The organism is Sphingobacterium sp. PCS056, assembly GCF_023273895.1.
GTDB lineage: Bacteria > Bacteroidota > Bacteroidia > Sphingobacteriales > Sphingobacteriaceae > Sphingobacterium.
Window position 1 is genome coordinate 4,144,268 of sequence record NZ_CP096883.1, and the last position, 22,176, is coordinate 4,166,443.

21 protein-coding genes and 1 pseudogene are annotated in these 22,176 nt (G+C 32.9%); 10 read left to right on the plus strand and 12 right to left on the minus strand.

The genetic code is table 11. The features are described 5' to 3' along the window. Nucleotides 1-2: 2 nt before the first annotated feature. The 3 genes from MUB18_RS17350 to MUB18_RS17360 form a co-directional block, all read right to left on the minus strand. Complete coding sequence (locus MUB18_RS17350; protein WP_045754977.1) at nt 3-668, minus strand: response regulator; 666 nt, start codon at nt 666-668, stop codon at nt 3-5. A gap of 13 nt (nt 669-681) precedes the next feature. Beyond that, nucleotides 682-2,364: a tetratricopeptide repeat-containing sensor histidine kinase gene (locus tag MUB18_RS17355; protein ID WP_248754032.1), complete on the minus strand. Its 1,683-nt coding sequence runs from the start codon at nt 2,362-2,364 to the stop codon at nt 682-684. A 92-nt stretch (nt 2,365-2,456) separates the two neighbouring features. Then, entirely contained in the window at nt 2,457-2,633 is a 177-nt protein-coding gene (locus MUB18_RS17360) for a hypothetical protein (RefSeq protein ID WP_248754033.1), read from the minus strand. 415 nt (nt 2,634-3,048) lie between these two features. Here MUB18_RS17360 and MUB18_RS17365 point away from each other — a divergent pair, with 415 nt between their 5' ends. Both MUB18_RS17365 and MUB18_RS17370 read left to right on the plus strand, forming a co-directional pair. Next, nucleotides 3,049-4,263, plus strand: a complete 1,215-nt coding sequence (locus tag MUB18_RS17365) for a hypothetical protein (RefSeq protein ID WP_248754034.1) — start codon at nt 3,049-3,051, stop codon at nt 4,261-4,263. Between the two features lie 21 nt (nt 4,264-4,284). Next, entirely contained in the window at nt 4,285-4,596 is a 312-nt protein-coding gene (locus MUB18_RS17370) for a hypothetical protein (protein WP_248754035.1), read from the plus strand. Nucleotides 4,597-5,070: 474 nt separating this feature from the next. Here MUB18_RS17370 and MUB18_RS17375 read toward each other — a convergent pair whose 3' ends face one another. Then, entirely contained in the window at nt 5,071-5,547 is a 477-nt protein-coding gene (locus tag MUB18_RS17375; RefSeq protein ID WP_248754036.1) for a hypothetical protein, read from the minus strand. A 463-nt stretch (nt 5,548-6,010) separates the two neighbouring features. Here MUB18_RS17375 and MUB18_RS17380 point away from each other — a divergent pair, with 463 nt between their 5' ends. Continuing rightward, entirely contained in the window at nt 6,011-6,889 is an 879-nt protein-coding gene (locus tag MUB18_RS17380) for a hypothetical protein (RefSeq protein WP_248754037.1), read from the plus strand. A gap of 164 nt (nt 6,890-7,053) precedes the next feature. Here the strand turns inward: MUB18_RS17380 and MUB18_RS17385 are convergent, their stop codons facing one another. Then, on the minus strand, nt 7,054-7,506 hold the full coding sequence (locus MUB18_RS17385) for a hypothetical protein (RefSeq protein ID WP_248754038.1): 453 nt from the start codon (nt 7,504-7,506) through the stop codon (nt 7,054-7,056). A 1,337-nt stretch (nt 7,507-8,843) separates the two neighbouring features. Here MUB18_RS17385 and MUB18_RS21920 point away from each other — a divergent pair. Continuing rightward, entirely contained in the window at nt 8,844-10,070 is a 1,227-nt protein-coding gene (locus MUB18_RS21920) for a tetratricopeptide repeat protein (RefSeq protein WP_317233166.1), read from the plus strand. A 343-nt stretch (nt 10,071-10,413) separates the two neighbouring features. Here the strand turns inward: MUB18_RS21920 and MUB18_RS17395 are convergent, their stop codons facing one another. The 3 genes from MUB18_RS17395 to MUB18_RS17405 all read right to left on the minus strand — a co-directional run bounded on the left by MUB18_RS17395 (nt 10,414) and on the right by MUB18_RS17405 (nt 13,344). Beyond that, nucleotides 10,414-11,631, minus strand: a complete 1,218-nt coding sequence (locus MUB18_RS17395) for a hypothetical protein (protein WP_248754039.1) — start codon at nt 11,629-11,631, stop codon at nt 10,414-10,416. 37 nt (nt 11,632-11,668) lie between these two features. Further along, a complete protein-coding gene (locus tag MUB18_RS17400; protein ID WP_248754040.1) occupies nt 11,669-12,646 on the minus strand; it encodes a hypothetical protein in 978 nt (325 codons plus the stop codon). A 236-nt stretch (nt 12,647-12,882) separates the two neighbouring features. Next, a complete protein-coding gene (locus MUB18_RS17405) occupies nt 12,883-13,344 on the minus strand; it encodes an SMI1/KNR4 family protein (protein WP_248754041.1) in 462 nt (153 codons plus the stop codon). A gap of 857 nt (nt 13,345-14,201) precedes the next feature. Between MUB18_RS17405 and MUB18_RS17410 the strand changes: the two genes are divergently transcribed. The 4 genes from MUB18_RS17410 to MUB18_RS17425 all read left to right on the plus strand — a co-directional run bounded on the left by MUB18_RS17410 (nt 14,202) and on the right by MUB18_RS17425 (nt 16,427). Beyond that, a complete protein-coding gene (locus MUB18_RS17410) occupies nt 14,202-14,582 on the plus strand; it encodes a (deoxy)nucleoside triphosphate pyrophosphohydrolase (RefSeq protein ID WP_248754042.1) in 381 nt (126 codons plus the stop codon). 355 nt (nt 14,583-14,937) lie between these two features. Beyond that, the gene (locus tag MUB18_RS17415; protein WP_045754989.1) at nt 14,938-15,462 is read left to right on the plus strand and encodes a GNAT family N-acetyltransferase; all 525 of its coding nucleotides are present in this window, start codon (nt 14,938-14,940) and stop codon (nt 15,460-15,462) included. Nucleotides 15,463-15,536: 74 nt separating this feature from the next. Further along, nucleotides 15,537-15,926 carry a hypothetical protein gene (locus tag MUB18_RS17420; RefSeq protein ID WP_248754043.1) on the plus strand — a complete coding sequence of 130 codons (390 nt, stop codon included), beginning with the start codon at nt 15,537-15,539 and terminating at the stop codon, nt 15,924-15,926. A gap of 24 nt (nt 15,927-15,950) precedes the next feature. Further along, a complete protein-coding gene (locus MUB18_RS17425) occupies nt 15,951-16,427 on the plus strand; it encodes a hypothetical protein (RefSeq protein WP_248754044.1) in 477 nt (158 codons plus the stop codon). A gap of 375 nt (nt 16,428-16,802) precedes the next feature. Here the strand turns inward: MUB18_RS17425 and MUB18_RS17430 are convergent, their stop codons facing one another. Then, the gene (locus MUB18_RS17430; RefSeq protein ID WP_248754045.1) at nt 16,803-17,342 is read right to left on the minus strand and encodes a hypothetical protein; all 540 of its coding nucleotides are present in this window, start codon (nt 17,340-17,342) and stop codon (nt 16,803-16,805) included. Between the two features lie 510 nt (nt 17,343-17,852). Here MUB18_RS17430 and MUB18_RS17435 point away from each other — a divergent pair. Further along, nucleotides 17,853-18,416, plus strand: a complete 564-nt coding sequence (locus MUB18_RS17435) for a hypothetical protein (protein ID WP_248754046.1) — start codon at nt 17,853-17,855, stop codon at nt 18,414-18,416. Then, nucleotides 18,413-19,576 (plus strand): hypothetical protein, encoded by a 1,164-nt coding sequence (locus tag MUB18_RS17440; protein ID WP_248754047.1) that lies wholly within the window; start codon nt 18,413-18,415, stop codon nt 19,574-19,576. Before MUB18_RS17435 ends, MUB18_RS17440 begins: the two co-directional genes overlap by 4 nt. Before the next feature lie 173 nt (nt 19,577-19,749). On the opposite strand, the gene MUB18_RS17445 is transcribed toward MUB18_RS17440, so the two are convergent. The 3 genes and pseudogenes from MUB18_RS17445 to MUB18_RS17455 form a co-directional block, all read right to left on the minus strand. Next, a complete protein-coding gene (locus MUB18_RS17445) occupies nt 19,750-19,953 on the minus strand; it encodes a hypothetical protein (RefSeq protein ID WP_094772607.1) in 204 nt (67 codons plus the stop codon). Beyond that, the gene (locus MUB18_RS17450; RefSeq protein ID WP_248754048.1) at nt 19,943-20,782 is read right to left on the minus strand and encodes a class I SAM-dependent methyltransferase; all 840 of its coding nucleotides are present in this window, start codon (nt 20,780-20,782) and stop codon (nt 19,943-19,945) included. The genes MUB18_RS17445 and MUB18_RS17450 overlap by 11 nt, the downstream gene beginning before the upstream one ends. Nucleotides 20,783-21,091: 309 nt before the next feature. After that, nucleotides 21,092-22,142, minus strand: a pseudogene (locus tag MUB18_RS17455) (serine hydrolase domain-containing protein). Nucleotides 22,143-22,176 lie beyond the last annotated feature (34 nt).

Consider the following 22,176-nt stretch of genomic DNA (forward strand, 5'->3'; position numbering starts at 1 on the left):
TTTTAAATAATACCGATCTCTTTGCAATGGGCGACTAATTGCTCGTTTTTAGTAAAATTAAGTACATCTTTCATGATATTGAGCCGCTTTTCAATACTGCTCAAACTAGATGGAATAACTTCTCGCTGCTGCAAATAAAGTGGCATATCTTTTTGAGATATCCCTTCGTATAATAACCGAATGATGTGTAGGTCAAATGAAGTAAATTCGTGCGAATTACGCTCTTGAATAACTTTTTTAACATCTGGAGATTGATAGGACTTGTTATTATTAACAGCCACAAGTGCTTCTTGAAGATATTGTCCATCACGTCGTGATTTACGAACCATGCCATCAATTTGATTTAACTTAAACATCTCACTAATCTTGCTATTTCGGTCTTTCGCGGTGAATAATATGACCTTAATATCAGGTTGTACATGCTTAATGGCTTTGATCAGTGATAAGCCATCTTTTATTTGTTGGGGACTTTCATCATCTTCAAATTCGATATCTGTAATAATCAAATCGTAAGGATCCTTATCGCGAAGTGCATTATTTATCCAATTCAATGCATGATCGCAATAATGAACGTACTTGACAACTTCTACACCTAGCGCTTTAAGAGCTTTCTGTACTGAAATATTGGTCATCTCATGATCTTCGGCAATGAGTACTTTTTTAAACATATATGATCGTTTTTTATAATATGGGTATATTGATTTTCACACTAAGCCCCTTCCCCTCTTCCCTGACAAAGATAATTTCACCACCAATACCTTCGATACGGGAAACCATATTAGATAAACCTTTTCCATATGTTTTTGAATGTGCAAGACCAATTCCATTATCTTGATAAAAAATCTCTGACTGATTACCATGCTTTTCAAAACGAATAACAACTTGATCTGCTTGACTATGTTTTTTCATATTGACCATTAATTCCTGCAGCACATGAGTTACCTCTTCCTTAGCCCGTTTGCTCAGTCGAGCCCACAAATCTTCCTCATTTCCGGCAATAAGAACACGACGGTGATCACTCGCAAATGATTTGAGGAGATCTGCCAGTTTTTCACTAAAAGGGACCTCAGTCAAAGTCTGCTCTTCAACATCATGTGAGATATCCCGCGATTTTTGGTACATATCATCTAGTTTATCTAATACACCTTCACGATCAATATCTTCTTTATACTCTATTTCAGTCATGACACGATAAATTCCATTGGCCACAACATCGTGGATCTTCTTGGAAAGATGAAGTTGGTTTTCTTTTATCTTATTCTGTGCTTCAAGTTCAAGTCGCTGTTTGCGTTTCTTGTACCAGAATACTCCAAGGACAATTGAAAATAGGAGAAAACCTATCCCAATACGCTGAATAATTAAATACGATTCCTTTTTTTCATTCTCTTTTTCTAATTTAAGATTCTGCGCTTTACTCTTTTCTGATTCATAACGAATTAAAGCAAATTGATTCTTGGCTGCCGTTCTTGCATTTTGTATACTATCGTTTAAAGCCAAATACGTTTTTAAATAGCGTTGAGAATATTCCGAACTTGATTGAACTAGTCCCCTCAATGCTTTGAGTCGATCATCGGCACTATTTATTTTTTTAGCAACCTCATATTGTTTATTTAGATAGAAAATGGACGAATCAACGTTTACAGCTGCATAATATGTAGAAAGAGTAGCATAACTTGAATTTTGTCCCCATAGATCATTTTCTTTTAAGCGTATACCTAAAGCGGTGTGATAGATAGAAATTGGATTGTAAGCATGGTTAGCGGTCCATCTGGTTTTCGCCAAATTATTCAAAAACTTAGCATAATCTGAACTTTCTTTTGGGGTTTTAGCAAGAATTTCTTCAAACAATTTGATGGATTCATCATAACGATGCACATTTCTTAAGCAAACCGCTAAATTATTTTTATATACAAGTGTATTATTGGGATCAGTTGAATATCGAATAGCTAAATCATAATATGGAATAGCTTGATTATATTGTTGCAAGTCATCAGTGGCATTAGCAATGTTATTATAGCTATGACATAACAATGCCTGATGATCTTTATTTTTTGAATCTATATATTTGATTGCTTCAAAGGATGTTTCTTGCGCTCCAAAATAGTCGCCTGAATGATATTGGATCACCCCCATATAAATTAAGCAACGTCCGGCCCTTACACTATCTTTGTCCAGAAGGAATTTTTCTTTTGCCTCGTTAAAATAATAAAATGTACTATCACCTCCGCCATTTTCCCATAAAAAAAATGCTTTTTCGTAATATTCATTAGTATCCAATACTGGTTCTGCTTCATTTTGTTTAACATTTGTACAAGAAACAGTAAAAACAACTATTAGAAGAGAGATGATTAAAATTTTACACACGGCTAAAGTTTTAACCGAATGTATTAAATTTTGCTCAACAATACAATTTTGAACAAGAAAAAAGGAGTAGGTTTCCCTACTCCTTAAAAATCCTATCTTTTTGGAGGTACTGTACTTCCTTTATCTCCCCCATCTCCATCATTTGGATCATTTGGGTCATTTGGGTCTCCATCATCTGTCGATTGCATAGTTGTTGGATTTCCTGGTGTTGGCTGTGAACTTGATGGTTGACCAATTCCGAATAAAAAATATAATATTAAACTCCACATAATTCAAAAAATTAGAATGTAAAAACCTGGTAGTTCCATATGCTCCGTGCATAGGATTACTACATGTGTTTTCAGAAGGCCTTCTGAATTTTTTGGGAAGTAAGAGTGTCACTCACGGGAGGCAGAAGCTGCTTCCCAAACCGGCTAACGACTACCGTGAGTTCTTCTCATTGTGAAATCTATTTAGTATCTTAGTCTCATAAACTAATCAAGCTATCATCTGACTTCGAAAACAAAGGTATAGCGGTTAAAAAGCTATACACCAATCGTTTCCGACATTACTGCTATTACTGATATATTACTGGGATTACCGATGTATTTCCGATATTTCCGGTACATGAGGGAAGAATTTAAAGATGTTTTGATTATGGTTTTCCGTAATTACCGATTGGATAATTGATTTATTTTTGCAAGGATGTCTACGTTCGATAAATTTAAAAAAGCTGTAAGAGAGGCTTACTTAGAAAAAAAATCTCTTGAAGTATTACCTGATGAATTAAATACGCCATCACCTGCAAACTTGCGGGAATATAGTTTGATACGCCTTCATGATCAATTGTCTCAGGATGATATTAAAGTCTTTAAAAACTATTTTTCTCGTCCAAATAAAGATGAGAATATAGAAACGGCTATTAAGTATGCAAACCTAGGTAAACTTAGATCTTTACAGAATTTCATTATTGGTGAAACACTAGCACCAAGCGAGAAAATCGTCAAGATGGTCGCTATTTTAATAGATTTTCCAAAAAGACCTTATAAAAGTGCTGATTGGATAGAAACTAACATATCCGGCGACTCAGATGAATCGAACTTGTATGAAGAAGATGAAACTGGTATTCTTGAAGAATCAAAAGATTGTGAAGAAACGGTTACTTTCCATGAAGGTCAAATAAAGCATGAAGAAGAATTAATTAATCCAGATAATCAGGTAAAAGATCAAAAAAATGTCGAAGCGAAAACAGTACATGTTGCTGATGCGACATCTACTTTGATAGATACCCAAACTATCGATAAAGATTCACCAATCATAAAAGATCAGGGAAAACATAGTAATGGTGATAATGGAAAAGTTGAAGAGATAGCGCTATCAGGAGACAATTTGTTTAGGATTAAAGGTCTTTATGAAACATCGGCAGAGGATAAAAAGCTCACATATACCACTAAAGGATCTACGGAAGTTAATACTACAGCAGTTTCTGCACTAAGTCCTATAAAGGGTAAAACTTTTTTCAGAAACAAAACGTATTATCCCTATGGAGGTTTAATAATGGTTATTATTGCAATCGTTATTTATTTATTTATAAATAACGACTGTATGTGCTGGAATGAATTCAAGTATATTAAGGTAGATTGTAGGGATAAAACACAACCTAATCAGATCGTAGGTTTAAATGAGGATAAGCTTCATAATTTTGAGAAAATTAGGAAGCCAGATACCTTGACTAAAGCAGATGTAGGTAAAGTATGGTATTCAAAAATTGATAATGAGGTTGAGTTTTTCACGAGTTCAGGAAAACACCCTGTACATATTAATAGATCTCTTAAAGCTGCTACAGAACATATCATCACTACTTGGGCAGGTCGTAAAAGTTTAAACTTGGATAATAAATCCATTGAAGCTTTACCTTAAAATCTGTATTAATAACAAAACATGATAAAAATTTTAATATTCGCACTATCACTAATTGCAGTGACTCTATTTGGTCAAAGCCAGTATGCTACAACATCTAATGGTCAAAAAGTGATTTTAAAATCGGATGGGACATGGGAGTATGTAAAATCAAACTCATCGTCTATAAATAAATTATCTTCTGAAACAGGTAACTCCAATTTGAAAGAAAAATCTTCAAAGAACCGGAAGAATTCTTCAGCCAGATCATATATCAGAGGTCCACGTGGTGGATGTTACTACATTAATGGTAACGGAGGGAAAACATATGTGGATAGAAGTATGTGTGATTAAGAATTGGAAAAGCTGTATTTGATAAATAGGTTAAAAACACGCATCATTGTACATAGGTAAAAGAGTAATCTCTAGATGCTCCCACGTTTGTATCATTATTTTTTTGAAGTTTATCATGGATGCTCGCTCCTACAATCAGTCTAAAAAATATTCAGATATTAGATCATATTCCATACCTTCCTAATGATCTCTCATAAACTCGCTATTTGGTCTATCTTATTTTAAAAATGACTCAAGATCGTTGTCTGGAATAAATCCATCTGGAGCTAACTGTCTGCTACTATCAAAAATAAAATGTCATGAGATCTGAAAAGGCAAGCGGTTTTACTATTGCTGTGTGCACAAGTCTTAGAAAACATACTGTGCCCATATCCTGGATTATTTATAATTCCGTAAGTAAATAATACCCATTTTTAAATATTAATAATGGGTATTATTTACGCGATAAAGCGGATAAAATTATTTAATCGAATACTACGGATTAAATACAGACATAATATTATGAAGAATACCTTTGTCGTTAAATTCTAGTATACAACTTGTATATTCATTTTCGATAGATTTTCTATTCACATAATATTTGTAATGAGTTTTTGATGGCCCATCCATATTAATCGCAACAAGCTTATTCCCCAACAAAGATTTTACTTGTTTATAATTTTTCCCAATTAATGTAGTTTCAATACCACTAAGTCTTACTAAGGGTGATGATGAAGTGATAACCCAAAGTTGTAGACGACCTTCACTTTCTTGAAAGTCTAACTCCAAAGGTACTCCTTCATATATTACTTTTGCAACATTGTCCTTCAACCTGAATTTAATCACATCTTGAGCTTCTTCAACCGCCATTCCAAGTTTCAATTTTTTGTATCCTCTATCAGACATTTGACATAGAGCAGGTAGAGCTGCCAATAAAGCAATACAGATCAATAGGTATTTTTTCATATCCATTTGATAATTTATTTTAATTAATAACAATTTATTTTTATGCAAATATAGATTGACAAACTCATGATATCTAGTTTTACTAGAGTAGTATTGGGGCTAGTTTATATTTCAGGACGGGAATTTTATTTGTAACATATTGTTTTTCTATAAGTTATATATTTAATATTATAAACAGCTGAAAATAGTATCGCAACATATCAAACTGTAACTAAAGATTATTTTGAAGATGATGTCGTCATATTTGATATAGGCTACCTATAGGTGATATTTAAACTACACGAAATACTACCCCTTGATATTTATAATATGTAGATGACTATGGCTTACCTTTATCATCATAAAAATAGGTTATAATAAGATTTTAAAAACAGCTATGAATTAAGTGATTTTACTCTATTGTAATATATTTTTAAACATAAAACTCATTATAATTATCTTTTAGTAAATTTAGTAACATTACATTATTATGAAAAAATTATTTTCAATTCTTTTTGCGATCATTGTATCATACATTAGTGCTTTTTCACAAACCTCGATTAAATTGCCTTATTTTAAAGAGTATAATGAGACAATTAAAAAATGGCCAGCTGAGTGGTTAAGTTCAAAAAAGGAATTTGATTTTATCCCTATCTTAAGTATCAAAAAAGTAGATAATGAAATATTTACAATAAATATCGACTTTGGAGGCTCTTCGTCCGGTATTTTTAAGAATAATGTCGTATACGACCCAGCAGAAACAAAGAAAATACAAAAGAATAATGCTAATGGAAATTTGATGGCTTATCGGTATACCGGGTCAGATGACTATTTATGGACCGAAAATATAACTTTGAACGAAATATGGACTAATCCTACAAAATGGACGTCTTCTTCCAATGCCAAAATCTATACGTTTGAAAAATCTATCGGTAATAAATCCGTTTATTCAGCAAATCTTGCTGTTCAGTCAGCAAAGAAATTTCCAGTAAAATTTATATCAACAAATAAGCAGATTAAAGGAACTTGGGAAGGTTTTACAAATTGGACTTCTGTCCCTACAAACTCATATTTTGAATTAAAAGTTATTACAGAATTAAAAGTTTATAATTTCAAATACTTTGAAAATGGTACTTTAAAAATGAATTATGATATTACTTATAATGAAGCGAAAACGAAGGAGTTAAGAAAAGAAAACAATACCATTTCGTGCTATAAAGTTAACGGTTCGCAAGAAGCTTGGATCTATCTATTAAATACAACTATGGGTAATTTATTTGTAAATCCGGAGAAATGGTCTAATGAAAACAATGCTGTTGTCAGCATTGTAGATTTACAGAAAAATGGAAAATTAATAAAAATTAAATAATGATTTAGTGTCGTTTTTTATCAAAAAGCCCATCTTAATTTTACAATTAAGATGGGCTTTTTGATGTGTTGGTTTCCCAACTAAACGTTTAATAAAGTGTCGGTTTACTTTAAATAAATTTTGATCAAGCTTTGTAATGTATCTAAGCTTAGTGTTTAGTAAAGTTATCGATTATATTTTGTAATTGTTCCAGCTTTTGTTTTGGACCAAAATATCCAAATTGAACCGTCGCTAAAGTAACTTTTTCTCTCTATAAGGGATTTAAAAGAAGTATTTAAAATATAAAAGTAATCTCCATTTGAAACTTGATAGCAATTTAATGTTTTGTCATTCCAAGCTATCCGCTCTGACTTTGTTTTTTGAGGATCATAGATTGCACTTAATCTGACTTTTGATTTGTTATCATCCAAAAACAAATCGTAAGTACTCGATTCCGAATTCAGTGTAATGACAAATGTTGCAGGATAATTATTCGCGAAGTATTTGAATGTTGATGGATAGTTTTTCTCTTTAATGTTTTTCGTTTGATAGGTATTGAATTTTAATGATACCGATTGTGCAAATGAATACAGAGAGCAAGTCAGGAATGTTAGTGTCAGAATGATTATAAATTTCATATTGATAAAGAGTTATTTAATATTTAAAAATAAATTAAAAGCGATGATAAAACAATTAATGGAATAAGAACTACCCAATCAACAATACATTAATTCACACGTATAATAATGAATATCAATATTTTAAACTTATTTAATTTGAGTGGATAGTATTATAAAACTACCCATTCAAATTAAATACACAAAACAAATTAATCTACATATTTATACTTCTCTTAGATAGAATAACGATGATCATGGACCTTCATGAGGGAAAATCGACTATCAATAGTCGGTGAAATTTGAACCCTAACACTTATTAATCAGAAAACATGTTTACCTGAAAGAAAATTGACTTTAGTCATCATGAGAAGGCAATGCATACCAGAAGACTTCACGAGATGTCTGTCGCAGTAAACGAAGAATTTTGACATATTGCTATAAATAGGCTGTAGCACAAAGAATAATTATGAGCTGTATCATAGAGCTAAATAACCAAAATAATAATCCGACGAGATATCCTGTACCCGTAACTTTTCCAAATACATATACTGCGGACCAGCTCTGAAAACATCTAAGGATTACCAAAATAGATGTAACAAGCAGACCTATTATCCCAAAAATAGTAAACAACCACTGTAATGTCCTAGGCACTAAGTTTATAAATATCATCTCTGGGAATAAGAAATTTAAATTGATTAATAAGATAGTAACGGAAGTAAGCATAATAATAGATCTGCTGAACACTTTTACCCTAATGGAGTGTAGATTAAAGAATGCTAAGGTGGTGTTAGGATAAATAAGCCAAGATCCGATCAAGATAACACTTAATGTTCCGATAGCTGTGCAGGAAATAATCATGGTAAAGCAACTTTTGTTGTAAATGGAATGATTAGAAAAACAAAACATATGTAAGATGATTGTTTTCTTGTAAAATGTTACAAATATCGGTCTGTAGGAGGTTAATGAACAAATTTTATTAGGGTAGTTTTAACTATTTAAGGGGTAGTTATTGAGACCCTACCCGAGGATAGTGCATCGATAAAGTACCAGAATCTACCTAGAGTGATCTAAAATCGTGAAATGAAAAACAATTCTCTATTTCAAAAAACTGACGAATTCATGCATAAATATCGATCAACTCTTAGGTCCAATAACTGGCAACAATTTATTGAAATTGAGATATGAATAATCGTGAATCGATAGCTGAAAGATTAAATTCAAAAATACGTAGACTCTTAATAAACAAGAAAAGTGTTCATATTATATACTAATTGAATTTATTTCCATTTTTTCTTATATTTGTACATTTATAGTAACCTATCCTTAGCAAAGGATTAGGTGTTAGCCATTGTTTTATGTTTTTCTTTCAAAAGTATTTATTCGTAAGTATAGCTTTACTTTATTTCACACCCCTATTCGGTCAAAATATTGATCATCAATCTTTGGAGCTTGAAATTTCTAATTTCAATGATAAAAATCAAAATGAAAAATCAATACTAAAGCTAGACAAAATCATAAACGACACAAAGTCTACCGATTACGACCGTTATCATGCTTATTTACAAAAGTCATTGACGTACAAAAACCTCTATAATTACACGGGAGCACTGACTAATTTAGCATTAGCAGAGAAAGCGGGCAGAAATACGATCTACTATAAAGAAACAAGTACACGGGTTTTAATTGAGCAATTGTTTATTTACTTTGATCTAAAAAAAACCGAAGAGTTCCAGAAGTTGTTGGCAAAAATAAAACCTGAGAATCTAAAATATATTCAAAATGAAACCAGAGCATTTTATGAATGTATCTTAGGAAATCTGGAAATGAGAAAAGGTAATTATGATGTTGCTGATCAATATTTTGATGGCTGTATTGAACTACTGAAAAAAGGCAATCCAAAACATCTACCTATTATTTATAAAGTAAAAGTAGAACTATATAATTTGATGGGGAGGCATAAGGAGGCAATAAATGCTTTTGAAATAGGAATGGACTATGCCAACAAGTTTCAGATCGATATTTATAAAATCACGATGCTAGAGACCATAATCTACTATTATACCTCCAATGGACAATATAAAGAAGCATATCTGGCGCAAAGTGAAGTAACCCGACAAAGAAAACTTTATGATGCCGCAAATAGAAGCGGACAACTTAATAACCTTGAAAAAGAGCTATTGCAACAAAGGAGTGACATAGAATTGAACAATAAAAAGAATATGCAACTCGTGCTCAGTACCATCATTATATTACTGTGTATTTTAGTTTTTGTTCTCTCTAAACTTTTTCAGTCAAATAAACAACGAAGACTTTTAATTGAAAAAGAAATAAGTCGCATGAGAATTCAGTTAGAATCATATATTAACCAAACGGAAGAAAATAAAAATGATCAACTATACTTAAACTTAGAAAAATATAACCTGAAACCTCGTCATCTCGAAATCATTGAGCTGATTAGAAAAGGGAAAACAAATAAGGAGATTGGTAGTGAATTATTTATTTCAGAAAACACGGTCAAATACCATTTAAAAGTAATTTATGAGATATTAGATATCGATCATCGCTCTGCATTAATTAAATAAATGCTAGACACCTGTTCTTTATCCGTCCTAACAAGGATGTTCTTTTGCTAATTTGTGTCAATTTTTCTTGTTTTGTGACTAGAGCACAAGAAAAAAGAATCGTATGCTCTCCTTAGCGGAGAAGTGCCGTAGCAACTGCAGATCCAGGATAAATTTTATTCTTTTCATGGTGTGAAGATCCATACTATATCATATTGGATCGGTGTCCGTAAAGAGAAGAAAGTATCGTAAGTATTTATAGATATTTTTTTAATCCTTTTCTATATAAGAAAACGAGGCTTTTACGATATCACTAAAATGACGAAAGCGGTTTTCTGTTCATTTTTTTTGAATAATATATCACCTAACAGTTGTAATATGCTTGAGGAATCTCAACTGCTATTTTTGTCATTTGCTCCAATCGCTGAGCAAACTGATCGAAGAAATACGTATCTGCTGTAAAAACATACAGATATTCTTCGGTGCTAAGATGCACCATAAAATCTGCATATCCAGGTCCTTTGGCGGGAAGGATATTCTGAAAAGTAAAATATTTGATCTCATCAAAATCTAGAATCAGTGCAGTATCTATCCCTGCAAATCCTATTTTTTGATTAACATCGTCTACCCAGACACCACTTTGGTTTTTCAGTAGTTGATGTATCTTGGAGGGCACATTCTTAATCGCACTACTTTTTGTATAACTGATGCTCATATCCAATTTTTTATGAAAGGAAATGATTTCAGTAACCTGCATCACGGTTTCATATGCCTGGTTTTCTAAAAGATGATGGTATTGTCGTTGGTTGTATAAATGCAACGAAGTACTGCCATCATCGTAACCATAATCTGCATCGTAGGTATAACAAATCGAGGCTTCAATGCCTTTGCTCAATGCGAACCTTAAATGGCATTGATCATTTCTTTCATAGCCATACTGATCGATGTCGATATCTTCATCGATCCAAAGCTCCCGAAGTTGTTGGTAACTTTGATCGGTATTGGTTTCATCATGGAGCTGCACAAAAAACTCTTGAACGGGTGCATTTGCTCTTGTATTTTCTGCATATATTTCCAATTGGAGAATCAAAAGTGCACCGATCCTGACGGGATACTTGAATCTTAAATATTTTACACCAAAATCGCTGAAATAGGTTTCTACACAACCTAATGCTTCCAATTGCTCATATGTCGTATCCCAAGATACCATCTGCTTAGGTGCTGTATATACTTCGTAGCCAAAATCTTCGTCATCTGGATAGCTGTCCAGAATCTGATAATTTTGAGCCATTTTCTTGGTCCAAATTTTTACTTTATCGTCTTCCTTTTTGGCTTTACTGACAGCAAAAAAGGTTGTATTGTCAAAATGAAAACGTTCTGAGAGTTCCGGATATACTTCATCAAACCCATTTAATTCCGTAGAGATATAGTGTTGATGATCTGCAAAAAGGAACAGAAAGGGCACATCGCCCAAAATCTGTACATAAGCGTATTTTAAAGTCTGAAGATTGGCCTTTTCGAGATGGCCATGATCTTTGTAAAAAAGCGTATCGCCGTCTATCCAAATTTCTTTTCTATGCATTGTTCTATTTTTTTTATTAGCTAATTTGCTACGGATATCAATCCTCTTCTTTCCATTGATGCAGATCATCAGTAGTCTTTGTAGATGTTACTTTTCCATCAACATACCTCTGCACTTGGTATGTTCCAGAATCTAGACGTTTAATCGTGATACCATAGTCGGGCTTACTTTTAGCATTGTAGGATACCGCTCCCAAATAGTTTTTTTCATCGTAAGGAAAGCTGTAGGAATGAAATATAGTTGCGAAATTTCTTTTATCCATATTGCCTAAATCACCAAGTTTGTTGTGGAGTTGGTCAAAAAACAGGTTTAGATCTCCGTCAAACTCAAACGAAAATTGTGAAAATAGAGGGTTTAAGAAGTCATTCTCTATATCGTCCATATCGGGGAATGTTGTCTTGATAAAATGAAATTCGCGCAATATGCCATCTTCGTCCAGATAATAAGCTGTCGTAGCATGAGGTGCTATTTGATCTATTTGTTGGACACTCTTTTGGGAAGTAGCTACTCGCTTTTTTCCTTTATAAAAATCAGCTTGCAGAAAACCGTCTTTTTTATAGATATGCAGTTCGTTGTTTGACCGCATATCATGGATCATCACCTTATTATCTTTCAACTGAAAATCCAATCGATTAAAATAATGCATCGCAAATAGATCAATCATAAAACCTATGAGCTGGCCATTTTCATACTGATCGATTCGTACGACACCATGAGGCAATTCATGATACACAGGACCATCCAACGCTTTCCCATTGTGGTAAGTCGTTTTTAGTGTGTAATTGACTGGTGTAGTTTGCGTATCCATGTTGAGGTAATCTATCGCATATTTGGCGACCAATTGACCGTTTTGGTAGTAATTGACATAATTCAGCTCTCCCAATAGTTGTTCATCACTAATCTCATAGCCATTAAACGGTCTACCGTCCCTGAGTTCCAATTGATAGACATTTTTTTGATCGTCAAAAATCCTGATGGTATTGGTTTCCTTTAAATTAGGATTCACTTGTTTCATTTCTTTCCATTTGTGTGATGTTTCTTTTGAATGATCCTGAGCGCAAAGTATTGCCGCGCTACTAGTCAAAAGAAATAGGGTCATGATGTATCTGAACATATTTCTTTATATTTTGGTGAGTTTGAATTGTTCTACATCATTTGTAAGCTCGGAAGCCATATTTATTGATGGTTTGAACATCCTCATGTCCATCCAAGCCAAATATTGTTGTTGGTACGGATCTGCTAGCTCTTTGCTCATATCTGAAACGGATATTTTTCACTTAATTGATGGTGAATTTGGTTAAATACTGTAGTGAACTCGACTTTTGTCTTCTCAGAAGTTCTACCCTGCTCGTCCATCCTTGCTTCTAAATCGCGAAGTAAAAAAGCCATTTGCACACTTTGCTCAAAATTAATTCCCATGGATTCAAATCCTTCATCATAGTCATGGTCGTAAAAGAAAACCATTCCTTTTTTGTCAAACAACCATCGATCACCTTGTCCTGTTCCTGCAAAAACCCAAAATTCTTCCGTTGCAAATTCTTTATTTTCGTTCACAGCTTCTACAGAATTGAATAATATAAAATCTCCTGAAATTTCAATGGTTTTAAATTGCGTAACCCATTTTCTATATTTTTCAGGAAACGGGAATTGCAGTGTTTTAGGAAAATTCTGAACACAGCTTTCGGATTCCGAAAACTCGGCTCCTATTTCCATAGTTGTTAATATGTGGAAGGGATTCATGGACTTTTCTTTTTCATATTTTAAACGTTAATGACTTCACTAATAGTTCATTTATTTTTATAATTCTGGCATTATTGATCGCCACCGAGGTGCTGTCGTGTTCAATCTTCGGCTTTCCCCTAATACTTAAGTAAAACGCTATTTCTTCAATTTCATTATCCATTTTTTTAACCAAATTAAACCACCAGCTATTTCACCGCCTTACTTTTAATGATTATTCAAATTAAAGATAACAAAACTGTGGAGATGAAAATATCCCTGATACGAATGATTTTTAGTCTGATGTGATCATATTAAAACGATCATCTTGTCAAAAGAAACAACCTCATTTAGATTCATGTTTGTCATAAACATTGAAATATCTACTTGAGCGTGATTTGATCGTATTTTTGAATTCCTATTTTTGAAGATCGATAAGCTCTGATCGTTCTAACCTTTCTTTAACCTTTTTTTAGAACTTTATCATGTCCAAGTCTCTGCGCGGTAAAATAGATATTCTCCACATCTAGCTTATCGTTTAAACTTGCTTCGTATACTGTCTCACCCACAACTAAAAACAAACTATCGGGTGAAACATAAGACTAAATACCAGCTTATCCAAAAAATCAGGTATTTTGTTCAACTCGCTCATATGTTTCAATAGGTACATACATTTATCCCTATCAGTTTTGATATCAGTATCATACTTTTTAAAATTCGGTAAAACTAAGAGGCAAGTAAAGTATAGTTGACCTAATCCTGAAGAGCGTTGGATTAGAAAAGCATCTACATATGGTTAAGAAAGCGATATACTATATTAAATTGATAAGATTGTGTACCTTTAAACTACGATGCTACATGTAACCTGTGCTATAATTGAACATAATAATAAAGTGTTGATCTGTCAACGTTCTGCTAAGATGAAGCTCCCGATGAAATGGGAGTTTCCTGGTGGCAAGGTCGAACTGGATGAATCGCAAGAAGACTGCCTAAAAAGGGAGATCAAAGAAGAACTGGGCATGACCATTTCTACCGTCAGAAAACTGACAGCGGTAGAATATCAGTACCCTGAATTTGCCGTATGCCTCTATCCTTTTATTTGCAATTGGGAATCTGGCGCTATACTCGCAACGGAACATAGACAAGCAATATGGGTGGAACCGTCGAAATTAATCAACTACGACTGGGCGGATGCTGACCGGCCTATCTTACGTGAATATTTGAGTTTATGAATTTTGGAATACACGAATCGCTAATAGCACAATCTTTAGCTAAATAAATTGAACAAATTGCCTACTGAGTTATCACATTATGGGATCAAACCGAAAAGAACTTGTACTGATACATCCATCTATATGCCTGAATCAAAAAGGCTGAAAGCTGAGCTTTATATTTTAGCATATGCTTCTATTCCAAGCGTGCCGGAAACGCTCTTAGATATTGTAAAATATGCTAAAGTCAAAAGAAATTATAGTTTTTGGGGCTGATGGCAAAATTAATCTTCTAGAACTATCAGTTATTGAATAGGAAAATGATTAATGAAGCCCAGATAGATATTGATAATAATAAAATAGATATTAAAAAATAATGGAATTAAATTTTAAAACGGAAAGATTATATATACGACCAATTTCAGAACATGATATTGAAAATGTTCACCGTTTACACAGTTTAGCAGAAACAGATGAATTTAACACTTTGGGAATTCCAAAAGATATACAGGAAACAAGGAAAATTGTTGAGAACTGGATTTTAGAAAATAACAAAAGACACACATTTGCGATTGAACTAAAAAAAGATCACGAATTCATTGGTTTGATCGGAATCAATTTAGGAAAAGAAAAATATAAAAATGCTGAAGTATGGTTCAAATTGGATTCCAAATTTTGGAATAAGGGCTACGCAACAGAAAGTTTAAAAAGAATAATCGCTTTTGGTTTTAACGATCTAAATCTTCATAGAATAGAAGCCGGTTGTGCTGTAGCGAATACAGGTTCTATACAGGTATTAGAGAAGGTTGGAATGTTGCGAGAAGCACATACCAGAAAATTATTACCACTAAAATCGGGTTGGTCTGATAACTACGGATACGCTATTTTATCAACGGACTAATTCCTGTTTTTAAATTATGAAAACAACAGCAAGGTAAATAAAATTATTTTTCCACTATTAAAACCAAATCATGTATGAAAAAACTAATCCTACTTGTATGCTTACTAACAATAACGTCATTCGTTTTTGGACAGAGCGTTAGTGAGACAAAATTCGCAACTGAGAATAATACCAGTACTCAAAAATATACTTACGCATATATCGTAATTAAAGGGAAATTTCTATCTAAAAAACTCAAGGTCGATGTTGATCTTGGTGAAACTGAAGAGCAGATGAAAGTGGGTAAAGAATACTCCGATTTTCTAACGAATAAGAAGTCATATGCAGCTATTCTCAATCACATGGTGGACAATGGGTTTGAATTAGTCGAAACAGTAGATTACAACTATGTGTCTTCTGGCGATGGCGGCACATCAGGAATTGTATTTATTATGAAAAAGAAGAGAGATGATAATCAGAAATGATTGTAAAAAAACGAACCACTAGATATGAATAGCCAATTTACATTACCCGACTTTCCGGATTCGAATTTTGAAATGAAATATTCAACTTGGTTTGGTGAGCAAACTTTATACATGGACGATCTACCTTTAGAACGATCTAATGAAAAAGGTAAACCATTTTTAATTCCATCTCACGCAGGAAAAATACTAAAGGCATATCCAAAAGCGGGTTTTCCGAATATTGTAAGAGCTTTAGTAATCGATAGTATCCAATATCGTATTGTAGAAAGACTGAAGTGGTATGATTTTGCTATCGCACTGCTCCCCTTTTGCTTAGTCTTTATTTTTAAAGGAAACAGCATAAGCATAGGAATTGCTGTCGCGATCTCGATTTCAAACTTAGAGATCCTTCGAAATAATAACAGCCAAAGTATGAAGTACCTAAAAGTGATCGGTTTAACAGTATTTGCCGCTGCAGTTTATTATTTAATGTCGCAGTTGTTTTTAGCGTGGAATAAATAGAAGAGTAAAAGAACGCTCTATATATTTACCCATAGTAACTATAATTACTTTAGATAAAATATTGAAGTATACCCATAAAAGATATCGGTATACTTCAATATTATTATAATAGGGATACGACAAATCACTGTAACTTTTAATAAAAAAGTCTTACATATCCAAATCATCGTCTTGAAAAGATAATATAGCAGTAAAATACTTAATTTACCTCCAATCGACCTGTATAATTTTAGGATCAGCTAAAAGTTACGGAGTAATTTTTTATGAAACAACTTATTAATTTTATTCCCAACAATTAGAACTCCATTGTATTTATTCGGGTAAAAAGTGTTTGTTTCAAAATAAGTAAAAGACAAAAAAAAATAAGAATAAACCTTACCGATATCTACCTGTTTCTAGTGAATAGATACAATCAGATACAAAAATGGAAATATTGCTTTGCATCATACTAGCCAAAACGTTCCCAAAACATTGATTCAACTCAGAAACAAATTGATTTCCAAGTTTAAAGGGTGCTACTCCTGGTTCAAGAGATTTAAAGAAACAATCGACATTACTGATATCGATAGGATATAGTTCGGAATTTATAAAATTAAATTTAATATGTTTTTGATTATAATGATAGTTGAGCCCGATAACCAAATCTGATACAACTACTTCAAAATTAAAGACTCCCTTGACGTAACCATCCATAATCGCAGAATTGTCTAAATAAATAGAAAAATTAGGTACTACTTTAATTCCATCAAATTTTCCGATATCAAATTTACTTTTTCCAGTATTCTGAATTAAATATTCCTTAAGAAAATACCGATCAACCTTACCGTTTTTAATAAATCTCTTTAATGATCGATTCTCATAATTCTTTTGAACATATTCAGTCAACAATTTTTGATTTTGAGCTATATATGCCACAACTGCAATAGAGAATACTACATGTCAGGATAACTAAAATTTCCGTTCCATAATTGCTTATTTTCATTTCAGATTAATTTAAAAGTTTGTTGAGATTGTCAACAAAAGTAAAGGATGATGATATGCGTTGGTTACGGTTTACCATAACCAAAAAAGCTTTAATAAAAAAGAAAGTAGAAAAAACTATCCTGTAGAAAATTAAAATCGAGTAACAGCTTTCCCAAAATTAAACAACTGAATGAATCACTTTAGAAATTACTTGTCAAGTCGCCTCATGTTAAATGCAAAAGATTAAGAAAAAGAATTTTAAAACAATTGCCTTTTAAAGAAATTATTATTATCTTTAAACATCTGATTATAAACTTTAAATCAAAATTGACTTACTAACCTACACAACAGCGAGATTAATTCTTTATTCATGTAAAACAGAGTAGTAAAATCAATAATTATCAATGTAAGAAACTAAACCATAATAATTTAAAATGTACATTAAAAATTAACCTTAAAAAAATGAAAAATCACTTCTTTTTATTACCTATTATGATTGCTCTGATGTGTGGATGCGCAAAAAACATAAGCGATCCTCTCGTGGAAAAAGACCCTATAAATATGGATAGTATCTATCAGGAACCTACAGATCCGTTCCTAGGAACTCCGGATAAGATGTCTGTGGTCATGGTTTCTGCTAGTAAAGTCATCTATAATCAATGGCAAAACTTCTTCGTTCACCCTGAAGATTCTTATATCATGATTTGGCCCAGTGAGAACAGAAAGTTAGTCATAAAAGATGTTGATAAAGCAATAAAAGGCATAGTAACAGACGAAATTACAAAAACAGAAGTTGAAACAAATTTTGTACATAAAGGAACTGGTATTACTTTTCAAGATTTAATTCCTGGAAAATACACGGTAGCAGTAATACTGAATGAAGATTTGGAGAACGGCAAGAAGGCATACAGTACAAAAGAGATCACGGTAAAACAATATGGAAAGATCTATATGAAGAAAATATTCTCTTATAATATTAAGGATAATGAATTTGAAGAGTGGACAACTAAATTGATCGAAAAATGAAAATTAAATTCGTAGTAACAGCGATGCTGTTCATCTTATTTAGTACCCTTCGAGCACAAGATGTAATACTGGGGGAAAAAAATCCATGTCCTGAAGAAACGTATGAATACATTTTCAATGGTATATCTTGCGATGGAAATTTAACCTGGTCTGTTAATCATGGTACTGTAATACAAACGACATCCAACCGTATTAAAATAAGTTGGCATAAAGATTTTGTCGGTAATGGAAGTTGGCACGTTCGAGCCCACTTCTCTAGGCAAAAATCTGATGGTTCGTGTGATGTCTCTAGCTACCATGAACTACCAATAAAAGTAAATGCAGTATCAGCATTTAATATCATCGGAGATAGAGAGATTCCAGGTGGATTTAGGGGAACTAAAACGTATACCGCACAAATCAAGAACACACTATTTCCTGCTTCTTCATACTTATGGACTGTATTTTCAGGTGGTACACTCACAAACTACACTACAACAGTACCAAGTTTCAATTTGAATATTACAGATGACGGACCGAAGTGGATTTCTGTTCAAGGTAAAAATTCAACATGTTCATCTTGGGACCAAAGTATAAAAGCAGATATATTTACAACTACGACATTTACAGGACCATCCTCAATTTGTGATGAAGCGACATATACTTTAATCAATCCCGGTACGGTTACACTTGAAGATGCGTCTGGTATAGCTACACTCACTGCCTTAGGTAATAACCAATGGAAAGTGACAAGAACAGGAAATGGATATGGTAAAATAAAAATTAAATCAGTCACCAATAATATTCCTAAGTACTTTGAAATAAATGTAGGCATTTTAAATGGGATAATTGATGGTCCTGAATTTCTTTATACGCATTATCATTCTAACAATGATCAAGAGTTTACAATAATCGCTAATGCGGGCGAAAATTTCACAGTAACACAGTTTATTTCTGACCGCTCCAGCGTTGAATTACAGAACTTAGGAAACAATAAGTTTAAAATAAGGATACCGGGAACATGGCAATTTGTTGCTACACCATATTCAGATTTCTTCACAATTACAGCAACAGGTATGAGTAATGGATGTTTTAAAACAGTAAAAAAGACGATCACCGTATATCCTAATCCAAATATAGGAGGTGGTGGTGGAGACGGTCCACAACTACCAGGTGACTAAAATCACAAACATTATAAAGTAAAGGCTGCATCTAATGATGCAGCCTTTACTTTATAATGTTTTAGTGTGAATTGACTATTTTATTTTTATAGTTTTATATTTTAAGATAAATTGCTCGGCCCAATAGCATAAAAGTAAAAATATTCATGGGTTAAATAATACTCATTCTTACCTTATAATGATCTTCGCTTTTCCTTCTTTGGGATGTAATGACAATGGTTATTTTCAATATATTCAATTTTATGCTCCGATAACAGTTGAACAATTATTTTCATCGTTTCACCTTCGTCCAATCCGATTTCTTCACCCAGCTCAATTTCATTAAGCTGCCCCCTATTTTCCAGAAATGTTTGATAGTATCGTGTCTTATTTTCCATAATTATATTTTTTTTGTACCGCAATCATCATGTGTGGACTAAATGGTAAAAGATAGTTATCATCTTCAGTAACTTGAAGAAGCTCTAATAAGGTCTCTCGCCTTTTTTCATTAAGCATATTGGCAAAATAATCTTTATCCAACCAAATCATACCTTCTACTGCGTAAGTACGAAGATAGGTTAATTCCTGATGGATAAATTCATCTTTTAATTCCTCTGGTTTGTGATAATAGGCTTCTGCTAAAAGCCAAGGAAAATCGTTGGGAGGATTGTGCAGCCCTGTTACTAATTCTTCTTTACACATTTGGAAAAATGAATTTTTGTGAATAAGTCCGCTTAATAATCCAACGACAGTTGATGCGGTATAATTGATGGCAAACGCCAAAATAATCCCATTATCTTTCAACACCCTTCTAGCTTCAGAAATAGCTACCGCTCTATCTTCTCTAGTTTGCAGATGATAAAGTGGGCCATGCAAGATAATGAGATCAGCAAAATGATTCGGAAATTCCAATCTTCGAGCTTCTCCTAAATGGATAGAAAACTTATTTTTCAACTTATTGGCTCTATTTTTCGCTATTTCAAAATGTTTTAAAACGGGTTCTACGAGATAAACGTCGTGTCCCTTTTGCGCAAGCCATGCTGCATATTTTCCTGTACCCCCACCAATATCTATTATTTTTGAAGTACCTATAGGAAGATATTTTTCGATGAGGATTTTGATTCTTTCAAATTCAAATACACCCATTCCCTTTTCTAATCGGGTTTCTTCAGATGCATTATTGTAGAATACCTCTATATTTCGACTTATTAACTGTTTGCTATTCATGGTTAATCATATTTTACGATCATCTTGAATGCTAAACACATATCAACATGATGATGGAATTGATTGATGAATCAATTTCCGATTGAAGATTTAATAAAAATATTTGAATAGGATTATCTGCACAAAGAAATCAAAAGATTTCAATGCGTTCATTAACTCTATGGTAGAGTTCGTCTAAAGAAAGACGCAGATAATATTTTAGATACAGTTTAACAGACTATAAAGATAGCGATTATGAAATGATTAATACAATAAAGGTATATTATTTTAGAAGCTGGAATTATTATTATTTTATTTCATCCAAAAACGCTATTTTAACAAATTGCTTTCTTTCACTATTTTTCTAATCTCTTGTTCAAAATAGTAGGCTATATCAAAATTTTCATGGGCAACATTTTCCATGATGATGACGCTGGTTTTGGATTTTGGATAATATAGATTGACAGCAGTAAAGCCTTCTCCCGGATGAAAACCTGTGTGCCCAATTTCCAACATGTTGTCTTTATCGTTTATACGCAAGCCATACCCATAACCTATCGGATCATCGCTAAAAAGTGTATGTTTATTTGTGATCACGTAACTGGTCATCATTTTATATGTAGCAGGCTTTAGCAAACTTCCGCTATGCAGGTATATGTTCCATTTTGCGAGATCTGCAGGAGAGACGATTAAATGACTTCCAAAACAATGCTCAGGACCGAAGTTCACTTCTTCGTTAAGGATATATGAGCTATCTTTTTTGACGGTATGTCCTTTTGTCAAAAACTTACTATTGATTTCATTTGGATAAGCACTATTATGCATATGACAGGTTTTGAACAATGATGTTACCAATGCTTCAAAACTTTTTCCACTTTGTTTTTCCAAAACCAACCCAGCTACATAATAACCCATATTAGAGTAATTGAATGCTGCTCCTGGTTTAAACTTTAATGGCCTGTCTATATCATCGCTATAAAGTCCTGAAGTATTGTTCAGTAATTGATGTAACGATATCAGCCCAAGCATATTTAAAATCAGGTAAATACTTTCGGATCGGGGCTTGCAAATCAATCTTTCCTTTCTCCACTTCCTGTAAAACCAGCACTGCTGTAAGCTGCTTTGCTATTGACATGGTCGAGAATTTATTATCGATTTTCAAGGGTGTCTTTTTGTTTAAATCGGCAAATCCATAAGCTTTAGCATACTTTGTTTTTCCATTTTGTTGAATAAAAACAACCCCATTAAAATCTCTTGGGCTTTTAGCGCCGATTAAGCTGTCAATTTTTGCAGAATAGTCATCTTTTTGCTGTCCGAAAGAATTGCATCCCGAAAAGAAGATGGTGAATATAACTAGGATAAGATTAAAAATTTGATTCATTTTAGGTTTTGGAAATTATTTAATTTTAATGTCT

Excerpts from the sequence above, each read along its gene's own strand:
- MUB18_RS17420 (WP_248754043.1), top strand. The coding sequence starts at position 15,537 with ATGAAAAAACTAATCCTACTTGTATGCTTACTAACAATAACGTCATTC.
- MUB18_RS17360 (WP_248754033.1), bottom strand. The coding sequence starts at position 2,633 with ATGTGGAGTTTAATATTATATTTTTTATTCGGAATTGGTCAACCATCA.
- MUB18_RS17350 (WP_045754977.1), bottom strand. The coding sequence starts at position 668 with ATGTTTAAAAAAGTACTCATTGCCGAAGATCATGAGATGACCAATATT.
- MUB18_RS17370 (WP_248754035.1), top strand. The coding sequence starts at position 4,285 with ATGATAAAAATTTTAATATTCGCACTATCACTAATTGCAGTGACTCTA.
- MUB18_RS17395 (WP_248754039.1), bottom strand. The coding sequence starts at position 11,631 with ATGCATAGAAAAGAAATTTGGATAGACGGCGATACGCTTTTTTACAAA.
- MUB18_RS17375 (WP_248754036.1), bottom strand. The coding sequence starts at position 5,547 with ATGGATATGAAAAAATACCTATTGATCTGTATTGCTTTATTGGCAGCT.
- MUB18_RS17385 (WP_248754038.1), bottom strand. The coding sequence starts at position 7,506 with ATGAAATTTATAATCATTCTGACACTAACATTCCTGACTTGCTCTCTG.
- MUB18_RS17450 (WP_248754048.1), bottom strand. The coding sequence starts at position 20,782 with ATGAATAGCAAACAGTTAATAAGTCGAAATATAGAGGTATTCTACAAT.
- MUB18_RS17425 (WP_248754044.1), top strand. The coding sequence starts at position 15,951 with ATGAATAGCCAATTTACATTACCCGACTTTCCGGATTCGAATTTTGAA.
- MUB18_RS17435 (WP_248754046.1), top strand. The coding sequence starts at position 17,853 with ATGAAAAATCACTTCTTTTTATTACCTATTATGATTGCTCTGATGTGT.
- MUB18_RS17445 (WP_094772607.1), bottom strand. The coding sequence starts at position 19,953 with ATGGAAAATAAGACACGATACTATCAAACATTTCTGGAAAATAGGGGG.
- MUB18_RS17365 (WP_248754034.1), top strand. The coding sequence starts at position 3,049 with ATGTCTACGTTCGATAAATTTAAAAAAGCTGTAAGAGAGGCTTACTTA.
- MUB18_RS17410 (WP_248754042.1), top strand. The coding sequence starts at position 14,202 with ATGCTACATGTAACCTGTGCTATAATTGAACATAATAATAAAGTGTTG.
- MUB18_RS17440 (WP_248754047.1), top strand. The coding sequence starts at position 18,413 with ATGAAAATTAAATTCGTAGTAACAGCGATGCTGTTCATCTTATTTAGT.
- MUB18_RS17415 (WP_045754989.1), top strand. The coding sequence starts at position 14,938 with ATGGAATTAAATTTTAAAACGGAAAGATTATATATACGACCAATTTCA.
- MUB18_RS17380 (WP_248754037.1), top strand. The coding sequence starts at position 6,011 with ATGAAAAAATTATTTTCAATTCTTTTTGCGATCATTGTATCATACATT.
- MUB18_RS17405 (WP_248754041.1), bottom strand. The coding sequence starts at position 13,344 with ATGGAAATAGGAGCCGAGTTTTCGGAATCCGAAAGCTGTGTTCAGAAT.
- MUB18_RS17400 (WP_248754040.1), bottom strand. The coding sequence starts at position 12,646 with ATGAAACAAGTGAATCCTAATTTAAAGGAAACCAATACCATCAGGATT.
- MUB18_RS21920 (WP_317233166.1), top strand. The coding sequence starts at position 8,844 with ATGTTTTTCTTTCAAAAGTATTTATTCGTAAGTATAGCTTTACTTTAT.